The organism is Dethiothermospora halolimnae, from assembly GCF_037577855.1.
GTDB classification, from domain to species: Bacteria; Bacillota; Clostridia; order Tissierellales; family VENL01; genus Dethiothermospora; species Dethiothermospora halolimnae.
Genome location: NZ_JBAKFX010000027.1, coordinates 25,610 through 51,016 on the forward strand (window position 1 = coordinate 25,610; position 25,407 = coordinate 51,016).

20 protein-coding genes and 1 pseudogene are annotated in these 25,407 nt (G+C 28.7%); 2 read left to right on the top strand and 19 right to left on the bottom strand.

What is annotated here, in order from left to right:
- Positions 1-44: 44 nt before the first annotated feature.
- The 13 genes and pseudogenes from V6137_RS11685 to V6137_RS11745 all read right to left on the bottom strand — a co-directional run bounded on the left by V6137_RS11685 (position 45) and on the right by V6137_RS11745 (position 14,241).
- Entirely contained in the window at positions 45-2,099 is a 2,055-nt protein-coding gene (locus tag V6137_RS11685; protein ID WP_425448119.1) for a sensor domain-containing protein, read from the bottom strand.
- Between the two features lie 42 nt (positions 2,100-2,141).
- Positions 2,142-3,155, bottom strand: a complete 1,014-nt coding sequence (locus tag V6137_RS11690; RefSeq protein WP_425448120.1) for a sensor domain-containing diguanylate cyclase — start codon at positions 3,153-3,155, stop codon at positions 2,142-2,144.
- Between the two features lie 116 nt (positions 3,156-3,271).
- Positions 3,272-3,511: a hypothetical protein gene (locus tag V6137_RS11695; RefSeq protein ID WP_425448121.1), complete on the bottom strand. Its 240-nt coding sequence runs from the start codon at positions 3,509-3,511 to the stop codon at positions 3,272-3,274.
- Between the two features lie 339 nt (positions 3,512-3,850).
- A complete protein-coding gene (locus V6137_RS11700) occupies positions 3,851-4,747 on the bottom strand; it encodes a transposase (protein WP_425448122.1) in 897 nt (298 codons plus the stop codon).
- Between the two features lie 197 nt (positions 4,748-4,944).
- Entirely contained in the window at positions 4,945-5,772 is an 828-nt protein-coding gene (locus V6137_RS11705) for an energy-coupling factor transporter transmembrane component T family protein (RefSeq protein ID WP_425448123.1), read from the bottom strand.
- On the bottom strand, positions 5,765-7,465 hold the full coding sequence (locus tag V6137_RS11710) for an ABC transporter ATP-binding protein (protein ID WP_425448124.1): 1,701 nt from the start codon (positions 7,463-7,465) through the stop codon (positions 5,765-5,767). Before V6137_RS11710 ends, V6137_RS11705 begins: the two co-directional genes overlap by 8 nt.
- Complete coding sequence (locus V6137_RS11715) at positions 7,462-8,142, bottom strand: ECF-type riboflavin transporter substrate-binding protein (RefSeq protein WP_425448125.1); 681 nt, start codon at positions 8,140-8,142, stop codon at positions 7,462-7,464. Before V6137_RS11715 ends, V6137_RS11710 begins: the two co-directional genes overlap by 4 nt.
- Before the next feature lie 202 nt (positions 8,143-8,344).
- Positions 8,345-9,397 (bottom strand): metallophosphoesterase family protein, encoded by a 1,053-nt coding sequence (locus V6137_RS11720; RefSeq protein WP_425448126.1) that lies wholly within the window; start codon positions 9,395-9,397, stop codon positions 8,345-8,347.
- 259 nt (positions 9,398-9,656) lie between these two features.
- Positions 9,657-10,238: a GNAT family N-acetyltransferase gene (locus V6137_RS11725; RefSeq protein ID WP_425448127.1), complete on the bottom strand. Its 582-nt coding sequence runs from the start codon at positions 10,236-10,238 to the stop codon at positions 9,657-9,659.
- Positions 10,239-10,338: 100 nt separating this feature from the next.
- Positions 10,339-11,262, bottom strand: a complete 924-nt coding sequence (locus V6137_RS11730) for a helix-turn-helix transcriptional regulator (protein ID WP_425448128.1) — start codon at positions 11,260-11,262, stop codon at positions 10,339-10,341.
- 248 nt (positions 11,263-11,510) lie between these two features.
- Positions 11,511-12,278 (bottom strand): TatD family hydrolase, encoded by a 768-nt coding sequence (locus V6137_RS11735; protein WP_425448129.1) that lies wholly within the window; start codon positions 12,276-12,278, stop codon positions 11,511-11,513.
- A gap of 167 nt (positions 12,279-12,445) precedes the next feature.
- Positions 12,446-13,750 (bottom strand): annotated as a pseudogene (locus V6137_RS11740) (alkaline phosphatase family protein).
- A 14-nt stretch (positions 13,751-13,764) separates the two neighbouring features.
- Entirely contained in the window at positions 13,765-14,241 is a 477-nt protein-coding gene (locus V6137_RS11745; RefSeq protein WP_425448130.1) for a YkvA family protein, read from the bottom strand.
- 212 nt (positions 14,242-14,453) lie between these two features.
- On the opposite strand from V6137_RS11745, the gene V6137_RS11750 reads away from it, so the two are divergent.
- Together V6137_RS11750 and V6137_RS11755 are read left to right on the top strand one after the other, a co-directional pair.
- Positions 14,454-14,840: a BlaI/MecI/CopY family transcriptional regulator gene (locus V6137_RS11750; protein WP_425448131.1), complete on the top strand. Its 387-nt coding sequence runs from the start codon at positions 14,454-14,456 to the stop codon at positions 14,838-14,840.
- 51 nt (positions 14,841-14,891) lie between these two features.
- Positions 14,892-16,982, top strand: coding sequence for a M56 family metallopeptidase (locus V6137_RS11755; protein WP_425448132.1), 2,091 nt, complete (start codon positions 14,892-14,894; stop codon positions 16,980-16,982).
- A gap of 48 nt (positions 16,983-17,030) precedes the next feature.
- On the opposite strand, the gene V6137_RS11760 is transcribed toward V6137_RS11755, so the two are convergent.
- From V6137_RS11760 to V6137_RS11785, 6 genes are all read right to left on the bottom strand, one after another.
- Positions 17,031-18,047, bottom strand: a complete 1,017-nt coding sequence (locus V6137_RS11760) for a hypothetical protein (RefSeq protein WP_425448133.1) — start codon at positions 18,045-18,047, stop codon at positions 17,031-17,033.
- A 23-nt stretch (positions 18,048-18,070) separates the two neighbouring features.
- The gene (locus tag V6137_RS11765; protein WP_425448134.1) at positions 18,071-20,764 is read right to left on the bottom strand and encodes a VWA domain-containing protein; all 2,694 of its coding nucleotides are present in this window, start codon (positions 20,762-20,764) and stop codon (positions 18,071-18,073) included.
- On the bottom strand, positions 20,754-22,550 hold the full coding sequence (locus V6137_RS11770; protein ID WP_425448135.1) for a vWA domain-containing protein: 1,797 nt from the start codon (positions 22,548-22,550) through the stop codon (positions 20,754-20,756). Before V6137_RS11770 ends, V6137_RS11765 begins: the two co-directional genes overlap by 11 nt.
- Before the next feature lie 4 nt (positions 22,551-22,554).
- A complete protein-coding gene (locus V6137_RS11775) occupies positions 22,555-23,424 on the bottom strand; it encodes a DUF58 domain-containing protein (RefSeq protein WP_425448136.1) in 870 nt (289 codons plus the stop codon).
- Between the two features lie 32 nt (positions 23,425-23,456).
- Positions 23,457-24,446 carry an AAA family ATPase gene (locus V6137_RS11780; protein ID WP_425448137.1) on the bottom strand — a complete coding sequence of 330 codons (990 nt, stop codon included), beginning with the start codon at positions 24,444-24,446 and terminating at the stop codon, positions 23,457-23,459.
- Between the two features lie 15 nt (positions 24,447-24,461).
- Positions 24,462-25,407: hypothetical protein (locus tag V6137_RS11785; RefSeq protein WP_425448138.1), on the bottom strand; the 946-nt coding region annotated here is incomplete at its 5' end.

A 25,407-nucleotide genomic window follows, 5' to 3' on the forward strand; every position in this document is an offset into this window, starting at 1 on the left:
TTGAATTCTTTAATATTTTAGGGGTATATGGTTGATATTTTGATCTATCTTTCATAAATAAAATTTTCTAGATCATGGGATAATAAAGGTTTACTATAATAGTATCCCTGTACTTCATCGCAATTATTAACTTTTAAAAATTTTAATTGTTCCTTTGTCTCTACCCCCTCAGCTATAACTTTAAATTTTAAATTATGGGCCATATCTATTATTGTTTTTGTGATAATGGAACTTTCAAAATCCCCGTTAAATCCCATTATAAATGATCTATCGATTTTCAACTTAGATATTGGTATCTTCCTTATATAACTAAGGGATGAATATCCTGTTCCAAAGTCATCTATAGATATTTGTATCCCCATATTTTTAAATTCATTAAGTACCTTTATGCTTCTATCCACATTATGCATCATCAGGCTTTCTGTTAACTCTAATTCCAATTGATTATGTTCTATATTATTTTCATCTATAACCTGTTTAACAATACTAACAATATTCTCTTGCCTTAATTGATAAGAACTTAAGTTTACTGCAACATTAAATCTAGGTAGTCCTTTATTATTCCATATATTTATCTGCTTTGCTGCTTCTTCTAATACCCATCTTCCAATTTCTTTAATTATACCAGTTTCTTCTGCTATGGGTATAAACTCTGCAGGGGATACTAGTCCATATTTGGAATTTTTCCATCTAAGAAGCGCTTCAACTCCTACAATTTTCTCCTCTTTTAGATCTATTTGGGGTTGATACATTAGGTATAGTTCTTCTTTCTTTATACAATTCCTTAGTTCATACTCTATTTCCAGTCTTCTGGTTATTTTATCATTTAGTGCTTGGGTATAATAATATATACGATTTCTTCCCTTTCTTTTGGCCTCAGCCAAAGCCTTTTCTGAATGCTTTATAAGCTCGTCACCATACTTGCTCTCATCGGGAAAAATGCTTATGCCTATACTGGAAGTTATATATATCTCCTTTCCAGTTATATGGAATGATTTTTCAATCAACTCCTTTATATCATTGGCCACAGTAGATGCATATTCCGGTATTGGTATATTAGAAAGTATTATAGCAAACTTGTCTCCACCAAAATGACTTATATTACAATTCTTTTTTATATATTCCTTTAATCTATTGCTAACTAATTTTAATATCTTATCCCCCACTTTATATCCAAATGCATCATTTATATTTTTAAAACGGTCTAACCCTATCATAATTAAAGCTATCTTGTTTCCTTCATTTCTACATCTTGTAAGTTCCCTATCTAGTATTTTAGTAAAGGCATGTCTATTGTGTAAATTAGTTAAAATACTATATTCAGCCATTTGCTTCATTTGTCTTTCTATTTTCTTTTTTTCTGTTATTTCATTTAATATCCCTACGTAATTTGTTATTTCCCCGTTTTTATTTTTTATTGTAAATACCATGAAGTTAGCTGAATATTTTTTATACTTCCTATTTTTACCCTCTATTTCCCCTTCCCAAAATCCATTTCTCTCAAGTTCTCTCCATATCATATCACTCTTTTCTTGGTCTATGATAAGTCCAAATAATTTATTTGTATCATTTATCATTTCTTTAGTTTCTAAGCCACTAATTCTACTGTATGCCCTATTTCCATATATAATTTCACTTGGTTTAGAGTTTGTGAAAAAAATACCCTCCGATGCACTTGACAATATCCTATTAACTAAATTAAGCTTTTCCTTAGTTTTATTTATTTCTGTAACATCTGTTACAGTTGTCACCTTAAACTTTTCACCATCGTCATTTTTTAAAAGTCCCGCCGTGGCATAAATATTAAGTATTCTACCATCTTTTCTGATAACTTTCCACTGTTTGTTAATTTCAGTTCCCCCATTAATGAATTTATTGTGGAGAGCCATAGCTTCCTCCCTTTTACACCTAGGCAGTATCATAGTAAAATTATTGCCTATTAATTCGTCTCTATTATAACCATATATATTACAATAGGTATCGTTTACTGTGACAAATTTCCCTTCTTCATCAGTCAAGCATATGCCTATATTAGCCACATCAAATATTGCATCTAATAGCTTATCATTATTTTTCAATTTCATCTTATTTATATTCATTTATATCCTCTCCCATAGTTGTTTTAACCAAGTATTATTAAATTAGTTATTTTTAAACTTTTCTTTAAACTCATACATCCTCTTATCTGCCACCTTGAATAATTCTTCCAAATCTTTAGCATCCGATGGATAGTAAGCAACTCCATAACTTGTACTTATTTTAAGTTTATTATTTTCTATATTAATCGGTTCCGTTTCCAGCTCAAATGCCATTTGGGAAATTCTTTTTTCAATATTTTCTTTATCAGTTTCAAAAAATATTCCAATAAATTCATCTCCCCCATAACGGGCAATTAAATCTGACTTTCTAAAGGTATTCTTCAGTTTATTAGCAAAAGCTTTAATAATTTCATCACCAATGCTATGTCCATATGTATCATTTATATTCTTGAAATTATTTAAATCAAAAACTACTAAAGAAAAGTCTTGATTGTATCTATCCGTTTTATCTAAAATATCCACTAACCTTTCTTTAAAATAATGTCTATTATATAATCCAGTTAATTTATCATGTCTTGATAAATACAATTTTTCCCGTATAAGTTGATAATTTTTTATGGCATTCTCAATTTCAATGGAAAAATATCTTATTAAAAAAATATCATCTTGGTTAAAAGCATCTTTACTATGGCTATCTATATTTAATAATCCATAAAACTTTTCATCAACTATAATAGAACAACTAATTGTAGTCTTTATATCTAATCCCCCAGCTTTTTTTAATAACTCATAATTCTCTTTACTCATGGAGTCTTTATTAAATTCTGAAATATTTTCTATTCGCATGGGAACTTTAATTTGACTCTTACCAAGTTTATCTTTAAAATAAGTCTCTTTAAACTTAAGCTTTATATTGCTTAAAACCTTTTTATCATATCCCTTTGAAGACTTTACCTCCAACATATTTTCATCATTTAAAACTAACAAACTCCCCTTATTGGCGCTCTCAATAAGATTTATTCCATTCTCTAAGATATAATCAAAGAAGTTTTCCGGGTTGTCCATTTTAATTGCAGAATTACTAATATCTAATATTACATCTTTTGCTTTTCTCATCTTACTTAGTTTATTATTTAATTCCGAGTAATCCTTAATTAATTTATCTTGCTTTTTTATACGATTATTTATTTCATCTATACAATACAAAAAACTATTAAAGTAATTATAAACATTTATATATAATTTTTTGTTTTCTTCTTTGAATCTACTTTAGGATATAACTTTAATATCTTTCTATTTATATAAAAAAATATCATATTTAAAGCTATACTTATAATTACAAAGGAAAATATTAAGTGACCCACATCCATGTCATTATAAATTATTAAATCCGGTATAATAACTGTAACTAAAGAAATAACCACCGCCATTATGGCCAATATTATAGGTTCCTTGCTCCTTTTCTTAGACAAAATATCAACTCCTAATAAAAAAATTGTAAAATAATCTTGGATATTATAGGTTTTGTTAATATGTTTATACCCTAAAGTCTATTATGTATATATTAATTTTAAAATTTCATTGTGGTTACTGAGAAGTTCGAAGTTTGTACCGGTTAAAAATTTGTAACGATTAATTATTTAATTGCTATGTGAAATTTCGTACTGTGAAATTTCGTACCGGTTAAATATTTATTTTTAATATTTAATAAAAAAAGTCCTTATTTAAAGATAAAGGACCGTAATCAAGTGTAGTTATGGATTTTTAAGCATAACAAAAAACCCCTCTAGTATATATTAAATTGTCTAATTTTAAGCTGCTTGAAAAAACTTTTCTAATAACTCTTTTTCATTAAAAGCTAATTCCATTCCAATATTCGACAGTGCAGACACTCTAGTTTGTGATATATTTCCAATATAATCACATATAGTTTTTTGACTAATGTTACAGTAACAACTCATGAAGAAACAACTTATTGCCCTTAACTTGGTGTATTTTTGCTTATATTTAATATGAATTTTATCCTTATCCAACTCTAAATATTTTGCAATAAAATTTACAACCTCTGTAGGTTTATAATTTCTAGGGAGTATTTTCCTACAACTTCTATATTCGTTCTCTATCTTTTCAAACTCTATGTCCAATTCATCATCTTCATTTTCAGTTCTTTTAACTAATTCAATATAATTTTTCATATTATTTTTATTATTTAAAGACATAATACTAGTTAAAAACGATAAGTCTAATACATCAAATCTATCTGTTTTATATATATAATCCTTCAAACTAGAAAATTCATATTGTTCAACTTTACCAGCATAGTCTTTTATATCTTTAGGGTTGTTATGTATATAGGCGGATAAAATTATAAGATATTCTTCCTTATCAACTATCTTACTTTTAAATCTATCCATAAAAAGATGTCCCCTACGTTCATATTTTTTATTATAATATATGGCATAGGAAAAGTTTATACCATGCATTATTCTAGATACATCTGCCCCATTGCAATCTAGCATTAGATGCCCATGGCTATCCATTAAACAATATGCATATATTTTAAATTGATATTTCTTTTGATACTTTTTTATTAATGAAAAATACATAAGTTTATCTTCTATTTCCCTAAAAAGCCTTAGCTCATCAATACTGCGAACCATAACATGATAAATACTATCTTCACTTTTCTCCCTTGGTAATCTGGGCATAGTCATCATCTCCCATTTTTTTTATTAACAGGATTATTACCACTTTTATTTTAAATATACATCTGTATATTGTTTAACTCTATTTCTTAATTTAATATCTGTGTACAAAAGTACTACCCCTATTTTTCAGATGAAAAATAGGGGTAGTACTTTATATAATATATTTAACCGTCCCTACAACCTTTTAATTATAAAACTTAAAATGGATACCAAAATTTAGTGCTCAAAGTATTATTTATTACAAACCCCAAAATAACTAACAGTATACTTAAACTTAAAAATACAAAATCAATCTTTTTATAAGGTCTTCTATTATACCATGTTCTTTCCTTATACCTTCCAAATCCTCTTAATTCCATGGCATTTGACACTACTTCAATCCTATTTAGTGATGATATAAGTAGGGGAATTAAAATAGTTATATGATTTTTTAATCTTTTAAATAACTTAGCTTCCTTCTTATTAAAACATACTCCCCTTGCTTCTTGTGCATTAATTATATTTTTCATTTCTTCTTTAACATCAGGTATATATCTTAAAGCTATATTTATTGCATAAGCTATTTTATATGATATACCAATCCTATTTAAACCGCTGGCAAACCTACTTGGATGGGTGGTAAATACAAATAGTAATGTTATTGGAAGAATCGATAAATATTTAAAGGATAGTGTTAGAGCAAAAAATAAAGTTTCGTAGGTCAACTCTCTTCCAAATAACTTCATAACTTCAGAATATGTTCCTGTAAGCTCTGAGCCATGCTTGGGAGTTATTATAATTAAAAAAATTGAATTGAAAAATGTAAATATAATTACAAATATAACAAGGGGTTTAATATTCTTAAATGGAATTTTGGCTAACTTTACTAAGAATACACCTAAGCCCCCCATTATGGTAAATACTCTAATATCCATAAACATAAATACAAAAATAGTCCATGCCAATAACATTATAAACTTTATACTGCCTTGAATTTCATGTACTATTGATTCCCTTTCAATATATAAAGAACCTGTTTTATTCATTAACAACACCTACCTTTTCCTTCCTGATAAATTGAGATACAAAGGAACCAATATTGTTAATACCACATATTCTAGCTAATTTGGTAAGGGATGTTTCTTTAAGATTTGCTTTTTTTATTACTTCATTATCTGATAAGATATTATAGATACTATCTTCTTTTATTATTTCTCCTTGGCACAGTACTAGTCCTCTATCTCCATATTCCAAAGCAAGCTGCATATCATGGGTAATTATTATAATACTTGTTCCTCCTTTCTTAATTCTATCAAGAAAGGTCATAAATTCCTTATAATTCCTATAGTCCTGACCGGCCGTTGGCTCATCTAATATAATTATCTCTGGTTTCATAACTAAAATTGAAGCTATAGTAAGTCTCTTTTTTTGACCATAACTTAATGCTGATATGGGCCAATTTCTATATTCATATAGTCCACATATTCTCAATGTCTCATTTACTCTATCTCCTATAGTATCCTTATCCATTCCAAAATTTCTAGGACCAAAAGCCACCTCATCACAAACTATGTTTTGGGTGATCATATGATTGGGATTTTGCATTGCATATCCTATTATATGGGCTCTTTTTCTAACTGTCCAATCTGTAATATCTTGTCCTTTATAATACATTTTCCCTTTATTATTTCTAGCAATCCCCGATATAACCTTTAAAAGGGTTGACTTACCGGCTCCATTGTTTCCTAGTATAATTAATGTTTCTTTTTTATTTATATTAAAACTTATGTTTTTAATAATATTTTCTGAATCTTTAAAGTATCGATAATAAACACCTTCTAGTTGCAAAATTATTTCCTTATCTTCTTTTTCTTTAATATCCTTTTTTGTCAAACTCAATTTTTTCATATTTTCACTATACTTTATTGCATTTTCTATTTTAGATATTTTATCTAGTTTTCCTATCTTGACCTTCAATTTTTTTAAAGCTTCTACATATAGAGGTTCCCTTAAGCCGCTTCTTGTAATTGAGTTGGTACTAAGTAATTCATCAGGGCTACTATTTGCTATTATCTCACCTTCATCTATTATCACCATTCTATCTATATTATGCTCTAAGACATCCTCTATTCTGTGCTCAATAATAATAATTGTTTTATTTGTTCTCCTATGTATTTCATCAATTAATTCCATGGCCCTATTCCCACTGACAGGGTCTAAATTAGCTAATGGTTCGTCAAATAACAGTATTTCAGCATCAGATGCTAATATACCCGCCATTGAGACCCTCTGCTTTTGGCCCCCACTTAAATTATATGGTGTCTCATCTATATAGTCATTCATGTTAACAGCCTCTAATGCTTTTATGACTCCATTGAACATATCCTTCTGGGCTACCTTGTTATTTTCATATATAAATGCCACGTCTTCTCCCACACTTAATCCTACAAATTGACCGTCTTGATCTTGAAGTATGGTTCCAACATGTTTACTTATTTCATGAATACTTTCTCTATATGGTTTTAGTCCATTTATAGTTAATTCTCCATCTATAACTCCTTTATATGAAAAAGGTATTAGCCCATTTATACAATGGGCTAATGTGGACTTACCTGATCCACTTGGACCTGCTATTAGTATTTTTTCACCTTTTTCTATATTAAGATTGATATTTTTTAATGTAGGTGATTTCACACCGTTATACTTAAATGTAAAATTTTCGAAAGATATGATTGTCATTCATTTTGTCCTCCAATTTCTTCTTTTTCCAAGTCTACAGTTTTGTTTCTTTTAGCTAAACCTATTAAAACAGGTATCCCTATCACTGCAATAACTGCTAAATTGGTGACACTAGACAAAATTATCTGAAGCCAAACCTTATCGGCTGGCTCACCATATAAAAATACATCTCCCAGATATGCAACTAAACTACCTATTACAACCCCTGCAATGGAATATATATACATCCTAATGATGTGCGCTTTATTTAACATACCAGCACTAATGTCATATTTATCATCTAAATTTATTAGTCCTGAAAATAATCCTATAACAGCTGATAAAAACACCCAACTCCACCATACAGATCCCCACATTAATGCATCATTGAGAGCATGACCAATAAATCCTACTAAAAAACCTACAATTGGTCCAAATAAGCCTCCGAAGATAACAAGTATTGCTATTGCTATTCTAAATGATGTGTTTGGCCCTATGGGTATTGGTATCATAGATATAACCCCATAAAGGGCTGCACCTATTCCTATGGCAACAACATCTTTAGTGCTTAATAAACTCCCCTGTGACTTTTTCTTTGAATATACTCTTAAAACCAAACAAACTACTAGTACCGCAGCAATAGATATAATTCCTTCTTTTGTAGCAATGGACTTAAAAAACCCCGTAATCTTATCCATACTAAATCCCCCTTTATTATTTATGAAATATTTACACCATAGATATTCTATAAATAATAAAAATAACCTTTATTTTTTCAAAATTATCTTATAGTTGTTACATATTGTATTTAACCGTCCCTAGGATTTTCTAGGATTTTCCTTAGATTACTTTAAAACATAAAATACTACCCCTTTATAGGTGCATATAGTTTGTTTGGATTTAGTTATTAGAGTTTATATCTATAATAGAAATTTCTCCTCCATTTAATTTCATCACTTTAGGTTTAATCTTTTCATAGGCAGTTTCATCATTTATGTTATGATTATCATCATCTAATATCATTCCACTTGAAAAAATAGTGTATAATTTATTATTAAAAAATTTTTTATACCCCTCTTCTTCCGCTTCGTGTCCCCTTACTATAATATCTATGCCTAAAATTTTTATAAAATTTATAAAGTGCCTCCTATAAAATCTAAATCTCCCTGTTTTACGATTAGGAATATTATCATCATCACAAGGATCACTCCACAACATATTATGGACTACACTTCTGTCTATATGGTCTGTTATCTCCTTATTAGTAATATCTGATAAGCTTTTTATATGATTATAATACCCTGTTCCACCTTTTTTAGGCCTCGGAATGCCTCCATGGACGGCAAGAATATTTATCTTATTATTTATAAGAGCTACTGTAGGTAAACTATCAAAAAACCTTAAATAATTTTTAACCGTTTCCATATCAAATGTGTTGTTTTCTTTGGCAAGATTGTATGTATATAAAACAAAATAATCCCTATCTAAGCTCCCTTTATTTCTTCCTACTATCATCTCCATATTTCCATCCACTAATTTCCCCCCGTCATGGTTTCCCTTTAAAAGAAAAATATTTTTAGGAAATATATATTTAAGAAGCAATATCAATTCTATTGTCTTTAAGTGACCCTCTCCCCTATCCACATAGTCCCCTAGAAATACCAATCTTATATCCTTATTCTCTATAATAGCTTTGAAGAAATCAGATATTTTAAGTATTCTTTTAATACTAGTAGCATCGGAATGTAAATCCCCAATAAAATAGTAATAGGCATTATCACCTGTAAGTATATATATATTATGACCTATCTTTTTACTATTTAAATCTTTATATATCTTATTAAAGGACAAATTTTCATTAAGTACCTTTTCATTTTTTATACACCTTTCATTTTTTATGACTTCACAGGTTTTGTTTATAATATAATTATGTATAAAAGATACTTTAGACAAATCTTCTTTTTCTAGCTTATAGACATTTATGCCTTCCCATATATCTTTACCTATATTATAAAAATCTTCTTTAAGATTTTTTTCACAATAAGCTTTATTATCTAACTTTTCCTTTAGTTTTTTTATAGACTCAATTATTTGATTTATAATAAATCACCGTCCTTAAGATATCAACCTAGTATTGAAATTTATTTTTTTATAAAGTTTAAGCTTTACTATAACAATATAGTCTTCTAGATTTAGCTACTATCAATGTTCTTTACTTATCTTTAATAGTGCTTTTATTGTTGACTATATCCTCAATATAAACAGACTGGTACTCAGAGGCTAATATATCCATGAATATCTCATCATATTTTTTACCAGCTATACATTTCACTCCCCTAAGTCTTCCTGCCTCTCTAAATCCAACCTTTTTATAACATTTTATTGCAGGTTTGTTAAAAGAATATACTGTTAAGCTAATATTATGTAAATTTAAAATATTAAATCCATAATCTAGTATTAAGTTTATGGCATCGACACCATAACCTTTTCCCCAGTACTCTTTGTTCCCTATAAATAAGCCTATTACCCCAGCTTTATTTAGAAGGTCTACTTTAGGAAATCCTATATTACCTATAAGTTCATCCTTTTTCTTGTCTATAATAGCAAAATTATATCTACCATTTGACAGTCTTTCTAATGCTTCTTTCTCCTGTTTTATTCCTATCATTTTTGATGCAAATACTACACCAGAAGCTACCTCCATATCATTTACCCATTGTGTATACTTTTCATAATCTTCCACATCTATGGGAGATAAATAACATTTCTCTCCTATTAATTTTTTAAAATACATATTTGACCCCTCCTTTGATTATGTTTATATAGTTTATAATTAATTTTCCCAATAATATGTTTAACCGTCCCTTTCTTTCCCCTCGCTTTTTCCCTAATTTTTAATTTAGATATTTTCCCAACATCATCTCTAAATATTTCTTAGTTCTCTTCCTTAATTCCTTTGGTTCTATTACTTCACACTCTTTTCCAAATCCTAATATGAACTTTATTAATCCTTCATCATTAGGATAGGATGCCTCTACAATAAAATTGCCATCATCTATCTTATTAATATCTTCCTTATGAAAATATTCTGTAAGTTGCTTTCCTATGGCTTTTGTAAATTTGAGCTTAACTAAGGTACTATTATGAGTATAACTATCATCAAAAACCTTTTTAAGCTCCTCTTTAGATATTTGTCTTTTTTCAAAACTAGTCCCCAATTTTAAGTTTTTAATTCTCACCAATTTAAATAATCTATAATCATCCCTAATCCTGCAAAAAGCAGTTAAATACCATTGTCCATTATTAAATTCAATTTCGATAGGCTCCACAACTCTTTTTTCATATTCCATTCTTCTATTAATATAATAAAATATTAATAGTTTATCCTCTTCTATAGCCTTACTCATTGTATAAAGATATTCCTTTAACTCTTTTTCCATACTAAAATGTGACATATTAATATTTACTTTATCCCCTTCTGAGTCTGTTTTTTTATAAGCATTCTCCAATTTTAAAACAATGTCATTAAATTTCTCATTTCTTCCAAACATAACATCTAAGCTATTCATAACAGACAAAAAAGTTTTTGCTTCCCCCTTATCTAAAAATAAATTATCAAGGTTATAGTTTTCCATTATATAATATCCACCACCCTTTCCTCCTTTAGATGCTATTGGAATTCCAGCTTCCCCAAGCTTATCTAAATCCCTATATATAGTTCTCAATGACACCTCAAAATGATCCGCCAGTTCCTTTCCTGTTACTAATCCCTTATTTGAAAGAATTAATAATATGGAAAGTAATCTATCTACCCTCATTATACCCCCCCTCACTTTTATTTTCTTATTATCTATATAGAATATTCCTTACAAAATAGTCTCTAGTAAATATAATTTATCTTTAAAATATATTCTAGATTTTTATCATATTCCCTTTAAATCTTCAATATTCTTTATATTAGAAATCAAACCTAGATAGGAGCATCAGTAAAAAACTTACTTTTAAATTTTTCAACAAAAAAACTGTAATTAGGAATATCCCATCTACAGTTCTTAAAAACCTATATTTAAGTTATATTAAAAAGCCTTTTTATATTATTTGCTGTTTTTCTTTCTACTAGTTGAAAAGGAATTCCTTTTAAATCAGCTATAGCTCCTGCTACATATCTAACATATGCCGGTTCATTTCTCTTTCTACCGATTTGTCCCGGTGATAAGTAAGGTGCATCGGTTTCTATAAATAAGTTGTCCAATGGTATTTCTGCAGCTACATCCTTAAGTTTTTTAGCACTTCTATAGGTTACTGGACCTGCTATGGAAATATAAAATCCCAACTTTACATATTCCTTCGCTAAATTTAAGTCTCCAGAGTAACAATGAATAACTCCTCTTAATTTTTCATTTTTTTCTTTTTCCCCTTTAATGATATCAAAGGTATCCTGATTAGCCTTTCTATCATGCACTACAATGGGAAGATTAAATTCATTAGCTAAATCTATTTGTTTTCTAAAGCACTTCTTTTGTATTTCCTTTTCATCGGGATAGTGATGATAATCTAAACCAATTTCCCCTATGGCAACAACCTTTTTACTTTTAAGTAAAGGTCTTAATTGTGGAATAGTGGGATACTCCTCTTCTCCACCACAGTTTATACCTACTGTAGCATAAATGTTATCATATTTCTCAGCCAGATCTATTGCTTGTTTTGAAGCTCTTATGGATGTGCCAATATTGATAACCTTTTCTATTCCATCTCTTTTTAGATTTTTAATTACTTTTTCCCTATCTCTATCAAACTTACGATCATGTAAATGTGCGTGACTATCTATTAACATATTATCCCCCATTTCTATTGTTATACTGTATTGTATATATTTAATTATAAGGGATAATCACTGACACCAGTATGTCAACTATTGAATAAATATATTAATATACTTAACCGTCCCTAGCTTTTATCGCTTTTCCAAACTTCTATAGACTCTCTTTAATATCTTGCTTCTTATCTTTTATTCATATTTAAAAATTCTTCAATAATCCGTCCCTCCGTATCTTTAAGGTCTAAACCAAGTAGTCTTGCCATTGTAGGCCCCTCGTCCACTAACTTCATTTCGTCTAAAATTATCCCCTCTTCTATTCCCTTTCCTGCTATCAGAAATACAGTTGTGTAATCCTTTTTAAACGGTGAATATCCGTGGGTTGATCTTGTTATATGGGGAACTTGTCCCACTTCATCTGGTTTTACCTCATCTATTACTTTACCAGTAACATTATCTAAAAAATAATATCCTTTATTAGCTTCTAACATAAGGGCACAGTCAGGGTCCGCTCCCAGTTTCTTTGCTTCTAGATTGGTATATATGGCTTCTATACAATTATGTTCTTGATTAAACTTATCAATTAAATTATATATTTGAGATATTAACTCCTTATTATTATTTTTAGTATATATATAAGTAGAACCATCACAATTTTTCCCAATAGCTCTATAATCTATTATTTTCCCATTGGTGTCCACATTTATATATCTATTTTCCCTTAAAAGGACATTAATATTTATTATTTTATCTTCATCTAAACTACTATGATCCCCTAAAACTATTATTGTACTGTTATCATGCATTTTTTCTTCTTTTAATATTTTTACTATATCCCCTAGTCTTTCGTCATGTTTTTTTAATGCTTCTTTTGCTTCCTTGGAATTAAATCCATAATAATGTCTCATTGAATCTAATTCTGTATAATGTACAAGGGCTAAGTCTGGCCTCTTCTCCTATAGCATAGCTTGATGGGTAAAATTATCTAAATTAGGCTGTTTTAACCCTTCTCTAATATATCCAAATTTTTTATTTAACCTATATTGAAATAATGGACTACCACTTAATAATGATGTCATTATTTGGTTTTTCCACGGTCTGTTGGAAAATATCTCCGGCACATTATATTGTATTTTAGATTTTGCTGTTACTGGCCATAATAATGCTGCCACTGTCATATCATTTTTTATTGCCAAATCATATAGTGTTTCTCCTCTAATATATTTTCTATACCAATACCAATCGGGGGAATCCCTGTTAGGCTGTAAAAAGGTATTATTTATTACCCCATGATTTTTAGGATACTTCCCTGTAACTATAGTGGTATGGGCGGGATATGTGAGACTTGGATATATACTATAGACCTTTTTACAGTATGAAGCATTATTGATATACTCTTTGAAATTAGGTAATGTTTTTATATAATTAAAGTCTGATGTGGACAATCCGTCAAAGGATATAACTACTAAATGTTTAGTTAATCTTTTCATTTAATAAATCCCCTTTATTTAAGTTTCTTTTTATTATATTTATTTTTCATTACTTTATAACCTTTCTTAGTAACTTTTTTACCTATTTTATAGCCTATTTTTCCAGTCTTAAGCATCGCCTTTCCTAAAAACTTTCCTGTTTTTATAAGCATCACTTTTGCAACTTTATTGCATATTTTAATGTCTTCCTCAATTTCTATCATAGTAATACCATGTTTCTTTAATAGTTCTTCCCTTATATTAGGATCTATGCCCTTTAACACTTTCTTTAGTATTGTTAATACCACTAATAAGTCATCCACTTGACCAGCCACTGGTATAAACCCAGGCACCAACTCTATGGGAGAAATTAAATATCCAATAGCTGTAGATAAAAGTGCCTTTTGTTTTTTTGTTATATATGGAGCTTTATACATATCATATATTAATTTAGAATAATTCTTTAATCTTTTAATTACTTGTTTTATGGCTTCTTTATCTTTTATGTTCACTTTTATCATCCTTTATTTTCATGTTTAATAACATTATATTGATTTACTCCTACAAATACAACCTTAATAACTTTCAACTTGCTCTATCTAAAATACGATTTTTGAAAATCAATTATAATATTATAAAAAAACTATTGACAATATTCGTTTACATGTGTAAACTGTAACTAAGATTTACATGTGTAAACAAATATCAAAAAGGAGGAATCTATGTGAAAGATGCATCTAGAATATCTGAGTCAGAATTAGAGATTATGAAAACTCTATGGAAGTCCAACCCCTTATCTGCCAATGAAATTAAATCATTAATAGAGCATAAAGTAGATTGGTCTCTCCCCACTATAAAAACATTTTTAAATAGACTCATGAAAAAAGAAATCATAGGGTATGAAAAATCCGGAAGAAAATATTTTTATTTTCCTCTAGTATCTTACGATGACTATGTTAAAGTAGAAAATAATTCTTTTTTGCATAGAGTATATGATGGAGCCTTGAATATGCTTTTTTCTAAATTCTTAGAGGAAAAAAATTTATCTAAAAAAGATATTGATAGGCTTCAAAAGATTTTAGAAGATAAAAAAGAAGATATAGATAAATAATACATATATCTTACACTATACTATTAAGTTTAAAAGGAGGTTTTAGATGGTATGATGAACCATGTCTTTTTATGGATTTTATATTCTTCTATTATGGCAACACTAATTATGATTTTTATTCTTTTTATAAAAAAAGTTTTTAAAAATTTTATAAGCTTTAGATTATCATATGCATTATGGTTTTTAGTATTAATAAAACTTTTTGTTCCCTTTACTTTTGAAAGTCCAATAAGTTTATTTAATTTTTTACCAAATGTAGATAATCATATTTTATCTCCTCAGGAAATTGAGCATAATATATATTCCATTGACTCTAAACAGCTTATAAATAATGAATATTATGGTGATGCAACTAAAAAGCACTCTAATATCTCCAATATAAGAGGAGTAGAGTCACAGTCCAATCTTTTTAAAAACAAGAAACTTGATAGTTATGATATAGAATCCAATTTAAATAAGAAAACTTCATTTCAAAAATACATATCAATAGGTTCCTATATTTGGTTTAGTGGAATTTTAGTTATGACTTTGTTTGTATCTGTAATTCTTGTTAACTTTCATAGGAAGACAAAGTTTGTTAAAAAGATTGAAAATCCCGAAGTCATAGGTCTAGTAAATTATCATAGTAAAAAACTAGATATAAGCAGAAAGATTTTTTTATACTATGATAATAAAATGAGTAGTCCATTTATCCATGGATTCTTTAGACCTAAAATATTTTTACCTGAAAATATTTTATCTATTATTGATCATAATAAATTGTCTTACATCATTTCACATGAATTATCCCATTATAAAAGGAAGGATACTTTATTAAATTTTATTTCCCTAATAGCTATTGTGCTTCATTGGTTTAATCCTATTATATGGTGGGGAATGAAGTTAATGAAGGAAGAGAGGGAAATCCTTTGTGATAAATATGCCCTTGAAAATCTTAATGAAGATGAAGCTACTTTATATGGAAAAACTATAATCAAACTTTCCAGTGCTTTTTCTTTTTCTAAATCAAAAAATCTTCTGGTTTCTAATTTTTTTGAAGCAACTAATATTCTTGAAAGGAGAATTGTTATGATAAAAAAATTTAAAAAAGGCTCTTATAAACTATCTGCTATTACCATTGGAGGACTAATCTTCATGAGCAGTATAACCCTAACCAATGCTCAAAGTTTAGAATATTATAACAATAATACCTCTAATATAAATTATGTAAAGGAAGATATATCAAATTTTAAAATTGACTCTACCTATAAACGTTTTAATGATCTAGAAAGGGCTATGGACTTTATTGATTATAAGTTTAAAGTTCCCAACTATATCCCTTCTGGATTTAAGTTCTATAAAGTAGATCTTATGGATGGTAGACCAATTAGTCTACGTTTTGAAAATAAACATAATGCTACCTTTAACTTTCTAATTTCTAAAGAAAATATTATTTCACTATTAGAACTGCCTAAATCTAATTTTGAAAACAATAAACAGATTATTTCCTCTAGTAATGGAAGAAATCACTTCATATGGCAAGATGATGGCATATGGTATGGTATTGAGTATTATTCAAAAGAATATCTTTTACAAAAAAATAAAATTTTAAATAATATTTCAATGGAAGATATAAGTAATATAGCATCATCACTAAAGGAGCCTAGAAATATAAATACTGTTGATTATGTATCACAACCTTATAAAAATTTTCTTTGTCTCTATGACCATAAGGATATAGAGAAAGCTAAAGAAATTTTAGGATTTTCTCCTAATTTACCAGTAAATCTATCAAATAACTTTAAGGCTGTATCATCAAGAACAAGTAAACTTTATTATGATGATCTAAACCACCCTGGTATGGAATTAGAAACTGTTTATCAAAAGAAATCTGATAACTCTCTCCCTAAAATAGAATTTGTCCAAGGAAATAACACATATGCTTATGATAGATTATTAAAGGATGATAGCTATAAAAAACAAGAAAAAGGGAGTAGTATATTAACTATTGATGGGTTAAGGATCTTAGCAACTGAAAAACTTAATAAAGAAGGTATTAAAAAACAAAAATACATATGGAAAAAAGGCGGTATTTATAATGAAATTAATATTACTGGTAAAATAAATAATATAGATGAAATAATAAAGAGTTTGATTAAATAAAAACTTGGGGCAAATATTTGCCCCAAGTTTTTATTATCATATATCTTTTTAGTTAACTATTATTTCTTTCTCTAGGATCTCCATAATCCCTTCACTATTCCATAATTTTTTATTATTTAAAAACCACTCATATATTTTTTCTAATAATTTATCCCTTTTTTCACTTTTATCACAGTTTGTTAAAAACATTGCAACCTGGCCCATATCATCTTCTTTATTATCATAGTAATCTTTATCAATAATTAACTTGAATTTTTCATAATTTTTATTTAAAATTTCATCTTCTATTCCTTCTGAAAACAGCAAATTATCCAGTTTATCAAAAATACTATAATTAGAAAAATCAAACTGTCCTTTATCCATATTCCACTTATACTTTATCGTTTTTTCTAATCCAAGCAATTCATCTAAAGCATAAGTATTAATCCCCAATTTATAAGTAGATTGGTAATCCCCAGTTGATTTATTATAACCTTCATCTATTAGCTTATATTCTCTAGAATATGAAATAGTATAGGGTGGAGCATCATATCCTCTTATGGGATACTCAAAGCTCTTAAGTAATTTCTCATTATAGACATTAAACCACACTCCTCCTATATGGTGAATTCCAGTTCCAGATGCCATTTTTATTGGGGATATCTGAACATGATTTTGATTTTTTCTAAAAGCCACATTAATTTTAGCTCTATTTTTGTTTTCCCACATATATCCATCTAAAAATTTCCCTAAATTATTATAGAGAAAAGCAAAGTTATCTAAATGAAATTCCCCTACAAGTAGCTTATAACTTTTATTATTTACTGTCCAAATATATTCTTTGTACTTATAGTCTTCTTTTCCATAGGGAGATTTCAATTTTTTAATATCTTTTAACAAATATTCTCTAATATCTTTAGTTTTAAATGTATCATTAAATTGTGAATTTATATCATCAATTTTTGAATTATCTCTAGATGATATTCTTTCTGGGTCAACTTCTTTAGTTTTCTCATCTTTAACCCCATAGGAACACCCAGTTATAAATAGTATAGTCATTATAATCATGAAAGATAACTTTTTCATTTCTCTCCTCCAATGTAGTTAGTCTACTTTTTATCTTTCCTCTTCGCCTTTAATAGTCTCGAAGTATTTAATTTTTTATCATCCTCTTCTTTTACATCTTCTTCTTTTCTCTTATTCTTTTTCTTTTGTTTTACCCTGGAATGGGTATCATACCTTTTTTCTTCTTCCTTTTTTTCCCTAGCAATATTCAATACTTTAAAATTAAAATCTAGCCTTCTTATGGCAATATCCAATATAAATAATAACAATGCTAATATTAATAATCCATTAGTTAAATCCTTCATTCCATATGTTCTATTAAAATCATCTTCAAATACTTCCTCTGGACTTGATATTAATTTCCCTTCTGTTTTATTTAATAATAAATCTAATCTGCTGGAAATATTACTAAAATCATACTCCTTAGGATAATTAATAGCTATTCCATCATTAATATTATTTATCTTATTGCCATTTTCAAATTGATTTACCTTTATTATATAGTTTCCCCTTCTATCTATTGGAACTTCACCTCTATATTCTCCTGGTTTCTCTACTTTAAGGTCTATTTCCATCTTCTTATTATCAGGGGTTAATATACTGGCAGTGGTTTTATATTGTTTTTTTAGCTTTGGATTCTTAGCTACTATCTCTATTTTATCCCCTTTATTTACTGACTTAAGGGTTATATTTTCATCTGATAATGTTGGTAATGTCCATTCAATTAACTTTGTAAAAAAGTCTATTCCCATATCTGAGTTTAGATAATCCTTAGTCCACCTTCCTTTTATATCAGAAGTCCATGCAACAGTTTTTCCCAAACCATATTGCCAAGTGGCCAGTATAGGCTCTCCCTTATCACTTTTCAGTATTATTTCCCCTCTATCTTTTTCTGATGTTGATATATAACCATCTAGATATGGAAGTCCCTGGTTAAATCCAGTTATTAATTTATGGGGATAATTAATGATTGGAGAAAATGTTCTATTATTGATATAAGACTTAGATGCTAAAAAGGATTCCTTTGTAAATATCTCTGGTAGACTAGAATAATCGTCTACAAAATAATATCTACCCCTTCCCATTTTAGCAAGGCCCTCTAAAAGTCTTCCATCTGCTCCATCTCCAACGGCTACTGTTGATAATGTTATATTATCACTTATTATACTATCCATCAGCTTACTATATCCCCTGTCTTCACCTTGTCCATCGGTTAACAATATAATATGTTTTTGCTTTGTATCAATTTTTTTTAAAAGGGCATAACCTGTTTTTAATGCTGGGATTATACTGGTTCCTCCATCGGAACTTATGGTTGAAATATTCTTCTTTATGTCATTTAAATTTTGGTCTTTCGATGGCTTTATAACTATCTTTGGACTACCATCAAAGGCAACAACTCCTATTTGATCTTTAGGCTTTCTAGCTTGGGCAGATTTTATTGCTGCTTCCTTTGCAAGCTCTAATTTATTATCAGAAGACATACTTCCTGATTTATCCACTATTAGCATTAACCCTAGACTAGGTACTTGACCTTTAATCTTCATCTCCATATTTACAGGTAGTATCTCTTCAAGGGGTGTTTTATAATACCCACCTAAACCATAACTATTTTCTCCTCCAGTTACAACTAGTCCCCCACCATAGTCTCTAACATATATTTTTAATAAATTAATAAATTCTTCGTTTACATTTTCTAAAGATACATCACTTAATACTATTGATTTGTACTTTGTCAATTCTGTTATTGACGTTGGTGCCTCTTTGTCCTTTATATCAGTTATATTAATATCCTTTGATAACAATATCTTTGACAATTCCCTAGCGCCACCACTTTTTCCATCTATAATTAACACATTGGGCTTTCCCTTGATATTTACATAACTTGAATAGGAGTTATTTTCAGTTATTGTATCCTTTTTAGCAGTTACTATGGCTTTATATCCTTTAAATCCACTTCTGTCTCCTTTATCTTTAAATAGAAATCTATTTTTTCCTTTTTCTATTACTACTTCCTCTTGACTAACCAACTGTCTATCTGAATATAATGAAATATCCCCTTCAGTTTTTACATTGCTGTAAATTTCCACCACTACATCAAATTTTTGATTTTCATGGATGTTTTCAGGCAGAACTATATTATTTATCTGTACATCTTCATATATATTGTTCTTAACCTTATATACTTTAAAATCTATATTGTTTCCCTTCATAGTATCTGCTTCTTTTATACTATTGCCTATATTTTCAATACCATCTGTAAGAAGGACTATCCTTTTATTTGTATCATCAGAAAATAATGCCTGGGATAACTTCAATCCCTTTTCTATATTTGTAAAGTCCTCTCCAGGAGTTGTTAGAAACTCGATATTCTTCATTTCTTTAAATAAAGGATATTCCACTTCACCTTTTTTACCAAAGGTAACAATCCCAACTTTATCATTTGGGGATTTATCCTTTATAGACTCTTTTATAAAACTTTTAAATTTTTCCTGATTTCCTGAAACACTTTCAGATAAGTCCACTAAAAATACTGTTGAAATAGAATCTAAAGACATTTTTATGTGTAAACCACTTAAAGCTAATATTAGTAATATGGCTATTATACTCCTCACTATCAATATAGGTTTTAGTTTTCTTTTATTTATTCTATTTAACTTAATAGCTGTATATATTATAACAGCTAAAATAATAGGTATTATAAGAAGTATCCCTGGATTTATGAAGCTAATATCCACGGTTATACACCCCCCACTCTATAAGAAGTAGTATCAATATTATCCAAATAAAAATATTTCTTAACTCCCTTTTAGTGGTTATATCATCTTCTTTGTTTTCCCCTATTTCAAAGTTCTGGTTATATTGTTTCATGTTTATAGATTCCCCTTCTGTATCAACATTAGACACAAAGTAATTAGTAATAGTTTCATTATTGGCCAATCCTTCCAATTTATATATGCCTATTTCATTGGTATTACTAAAGGGAATTATTGGAAAGGGAGGTGCTATTTTTTCTCTATTTCCCTTAGGGTTTGTTATATAGGCTTCTGTAACCTTTGGAGACATATCAATTTTTAAACTTTCCCCCGATAATACAGAAAAGGTTTTTAATGAGTCCATGTTTAAAGAGTAATCAAGTATATTATGAATAAAAATCGGAAACTCCATCTTCAATGGAAAATCAGTATTGTGAAGATCAAATCCCACTATTATGTACTTTTGGTTTCCATTTTCCCCTTTTATAAGTATTGGTTTATTGTTTAATGTTATTAAAGGTTGTCCCCAGTTCTGCTTCTTTAGTATTTTTGTCTTTTCTATGCTAAAATTCATATCTAGATAGCTAAATAAATCATCACTTACTATTCTTATACCGTCACTACCATCGTATATGCCATCTTCTATAAATGAAGTATTATTTGGACTAAATATAACTATATTTCCATCGTCAGGAAGTTCTTTAGGTAACATACCATCATAAACATATAAATCATAACCATCCACATCTTCCATAACTTCATCTGTCTTATATAGCTCTATATCATTATTTATGGAAAATCCCTTTTCTAAAAATATATTTCCTTTTGTGGTTAATAATACTTTATTTACTGATTTATTATTTATTATATGATATCTGTTATTATCTATATCTAAGCTATCATTTATATCCAGTTCTCCCCTTATAACATTTATATTGTTAGGTAGATTATCCCAGTAGATATCCTTACTTTCTTTAGCCTCTAGTGTAATTTCCTTAATATCTATTACCTCATTATTATTATGTATACTTAAATCACCATTTACCTTTTTATCAGAATAATTGCTTATAGTGGTTAATAAAACTATTCCTTCATCGCTTCTACTATGACTTATTTTTTCAATGGCAGTATTCATGCCATTATTATTAAGATTTTTAATGATAAAATTGTCATTATCTATATTTATCTTTTTATCGGTATAAAATAGAACCCTATAATTATCATATTCTTTAGCAAATGACTTAATTAATGATAGTGTGTCACCTATGCTATCACTTTTATTAGTTACAATTATATTTTTTAATTTATCCTTTATCATATACTTATTATTACTATTACTAATCTCAACTTTAGGTGTATTTTCCATATTTATTAGGGTTATATAAGTTTCATTGGGTATATCATCAACTATATTTTTAATTTGAGCTTTGGCTTTATTAAACCTAGAACTTCCACCTTCAATACTTTGCATACTGGCAGAGGTATCTAAAACTATTATTAAATTTTCAAGCTCCTTTTCATCGGATAATAAATAGGGGTTGGTTAATGCCAAAACTAATAATATAAATAATATTATTTGTAACAATAGTAATAAGTTTTTTCTAAGTTTTTGCCAAGGTTTATTGGCCTCTATATCTCTTATTGCTTTTTCCCATAAAAAATTACTGGACACTTGAAACTCCCTATGTTTCTTTTTTAGTAAATACATTAATATGATAGGAACTAAACCCATTAAAAATAGAAAATAAATAGGGGAGTAAAAACTCATATTATCACCTCAATATCCCTGTTCTAATAAGATTATCAAATAAGATTTTATCCATTGAAACCTCTGTGGAGATAAGGCTATAAAAACAACCATATTTCCTTGATATTTCTTTCACATTATTTAAATATAAATCTAAGTTTTTATTATAGGCATCTAAAATTTTGGGAGTAATTGAGATATCCTTATCTTCCAATGTTTCACTGTCTATTAATCTTACATCTCCCATTATTTTAGGTTTTAATTCTTCTTTGCTTAATACATGGATAATAATAATACTTTGATTCATATACGATAAATATTTTATTGTATCCTCAAGATTTTCTGTAAATAAATCGGATATTATTATGCTGATTCCCCTTTTATAGGTCTTTTTTTCTATTGATTTAAATAAATCATATATACTATTAAACTTTATATTATCTAGATAACCTATTAATCTATTAAGGCTATTTTTCCCCTTTATATATCCCATATCCTGTAAATTTTCCCCTTCTATAGTATATAGATTAACCCTATCTAATCCCGATATTCCAATATAGCCTAAGGCTAAAGCTATCTTTTTTGATATAAAGGATTTATTGAACTCTCCAAAGTCCATTGATTTAGATGAATCTAAAAATATATTTATTAAAGATTCCCTTTCTTCCATAAAAAGCTTTATAAACAGTTTTTCAAATCTTCCATATGCATTCCAATCTATTTTTCTGAAGTCATCTCCTGGGGTATATTCCCTGAAGTCTGAAAATTCAACGGAATCCCCCTTGCTCTTAGATTTTCTTTCCCCGCTATAGCCCTTATTTAATATAATATTAGTATTTAATTTGAAACCATTAAGCTTCTTTAAAAAGTCACTATCTAAAAGTCTATCTTCCATAAAATCATTCCCTTTAATTTTAAATTAATATCTTACTTTGAGTCCTTAACAGCCTTTATTATTTCATCGATTATAAAATCAGTAGTAATTCCATCTGCTACCCCTTCAAAATTTAGGATTATTCTGTGTCTTAATACTGGATATGCCACATAGGTTATATCATCAAAGGATACATTATATCTTCCCTCCATAAGAGCTTTAACTCTAGCAGATTTTATTATCCCCTGAGCTCCTCTGGGACTTGACCCAAACCTCACATATTTTTTAGTTATATCGGGACTACTGTTATCTTCTGGATGGGTTGCTACAATAATTGCCATTGCAAAATCCATAACCTTTTTAGATACTGGAATATTTTTAGATATTTCCATCATTTTAATAATTTCATCATCACTACTAACCCTATCTAACTTTTTTTCATCTTTCCCTGTTGTAATATTAACTATTTCAGATAATTCATCTATACTTGGGAATTTAACATTTAGCTTAAATAAAAACCTGTCCATTTGAGCTTCCGGTAATGGATAGGTTCCCTCCATTTCAATTGGATTTTGAGTGGCTAACAATAAAAATGGTTTATCCAATTTATATGTACTATTTCCTACAGTTACTGTTTTCTCCTGCATCGCCTCAAGCATGGCACTTTGGGTTTTTGGAGTAGCCCTATTTATCTCATCGGCTAATACAATATTACTAAATACAGGTCCTTTATTAAAGGTAAATTGACTTCTACCATCTTTATCATGGGTTATAATATTAGTCCCTACTACATCGGCGGGCATTAAATCCGGAGTAAACTGTATCCTTGAAAAATTTAAGTCCAAAACCTTTCCTATGGTTTTAACTAGCTGGGTTTTCCCAAGTCCAGGAACCCCTTCTAGTAAAACATTTCCTCCAGATAACATTGCTATCAAAACCAAGTCAATAACATCTTCTTGACCTATTATTGCCTTTCCTATTTCCTTTTTTATTAAAGCAACCTTTTCATTGAAATCTATTAAGTCTTTTTCCCTTATCTCCATTTTTCCATCCCCTTTTTATTCCAATTCACTAAAGTATTTTCTTACAGTTTCCTTCATATTAACTGGTATGTTTTTCTTATCTAATTTTTCATATGCTCTATTTTTATAGGTGTTTAAAACTTCATTATAGGGTATAGGCTCTCCTAATCTATTGCCCATTTTCTTTACTTCCATAGTATTACTATCACCCTTGTTATTTGAATCTACCTTTACATTTGTTTTATAGCTTTCTTCATTTAAATCCTTAGGGGCATATATCTTTTCATAGTTATCTGAACTTCCAACACCTCTACCCTTTCCACTACCATTTGAAGATTTTCCATTACCATTTTGCCCCTGGCCTTGCCCTTGTACTTGTCCTTGGCCTTGTCCTTGGCCTTGTCCTTGGCCTTGCCCTTGTACCTGTCCTTGCCCCTGTCCTCGGCCACTCTGCTGTTTACTGCCCCCCTTAGTTGCTCCATTTCCATTTGTACCCTGTCCCTTGGATGGTCCACTGCCCATCTTGTTTGAGGACATCTCACCTACTTTACTATTTAGTTGGTTTAATGAGTTTAAAAGATTAGACATACCATTTGACATATTATTACTTCCCATTAATCCATTAATAGCATCGGCTAAACTATTTAGATGACCATCTATATTACTACCCTCCATATTTTGAGAAAGTTCTTTAGATAAATTACTTAATGCATTTGTAAACTTTGGATTATCCTTTAACATTTCAGATAATTTCTTAAGATCATCACTGGCCCTTTTTAGCTCATCTTCTGACATATTATTTATTTTTTCAGATAACTTTTCCATTTGTTTAGATAATTCATTAGATGATTTTTTTAATAGCTTATTTCCTATTTCCTTAGTTATATTTTTAGATTTTAAAATATCTTCTATATTTTTTAATTTCCTATTTCTTTTCTTTTCTGATATTTCTTTTAGCTGCTTTTTAAATTTAGCTATTTCC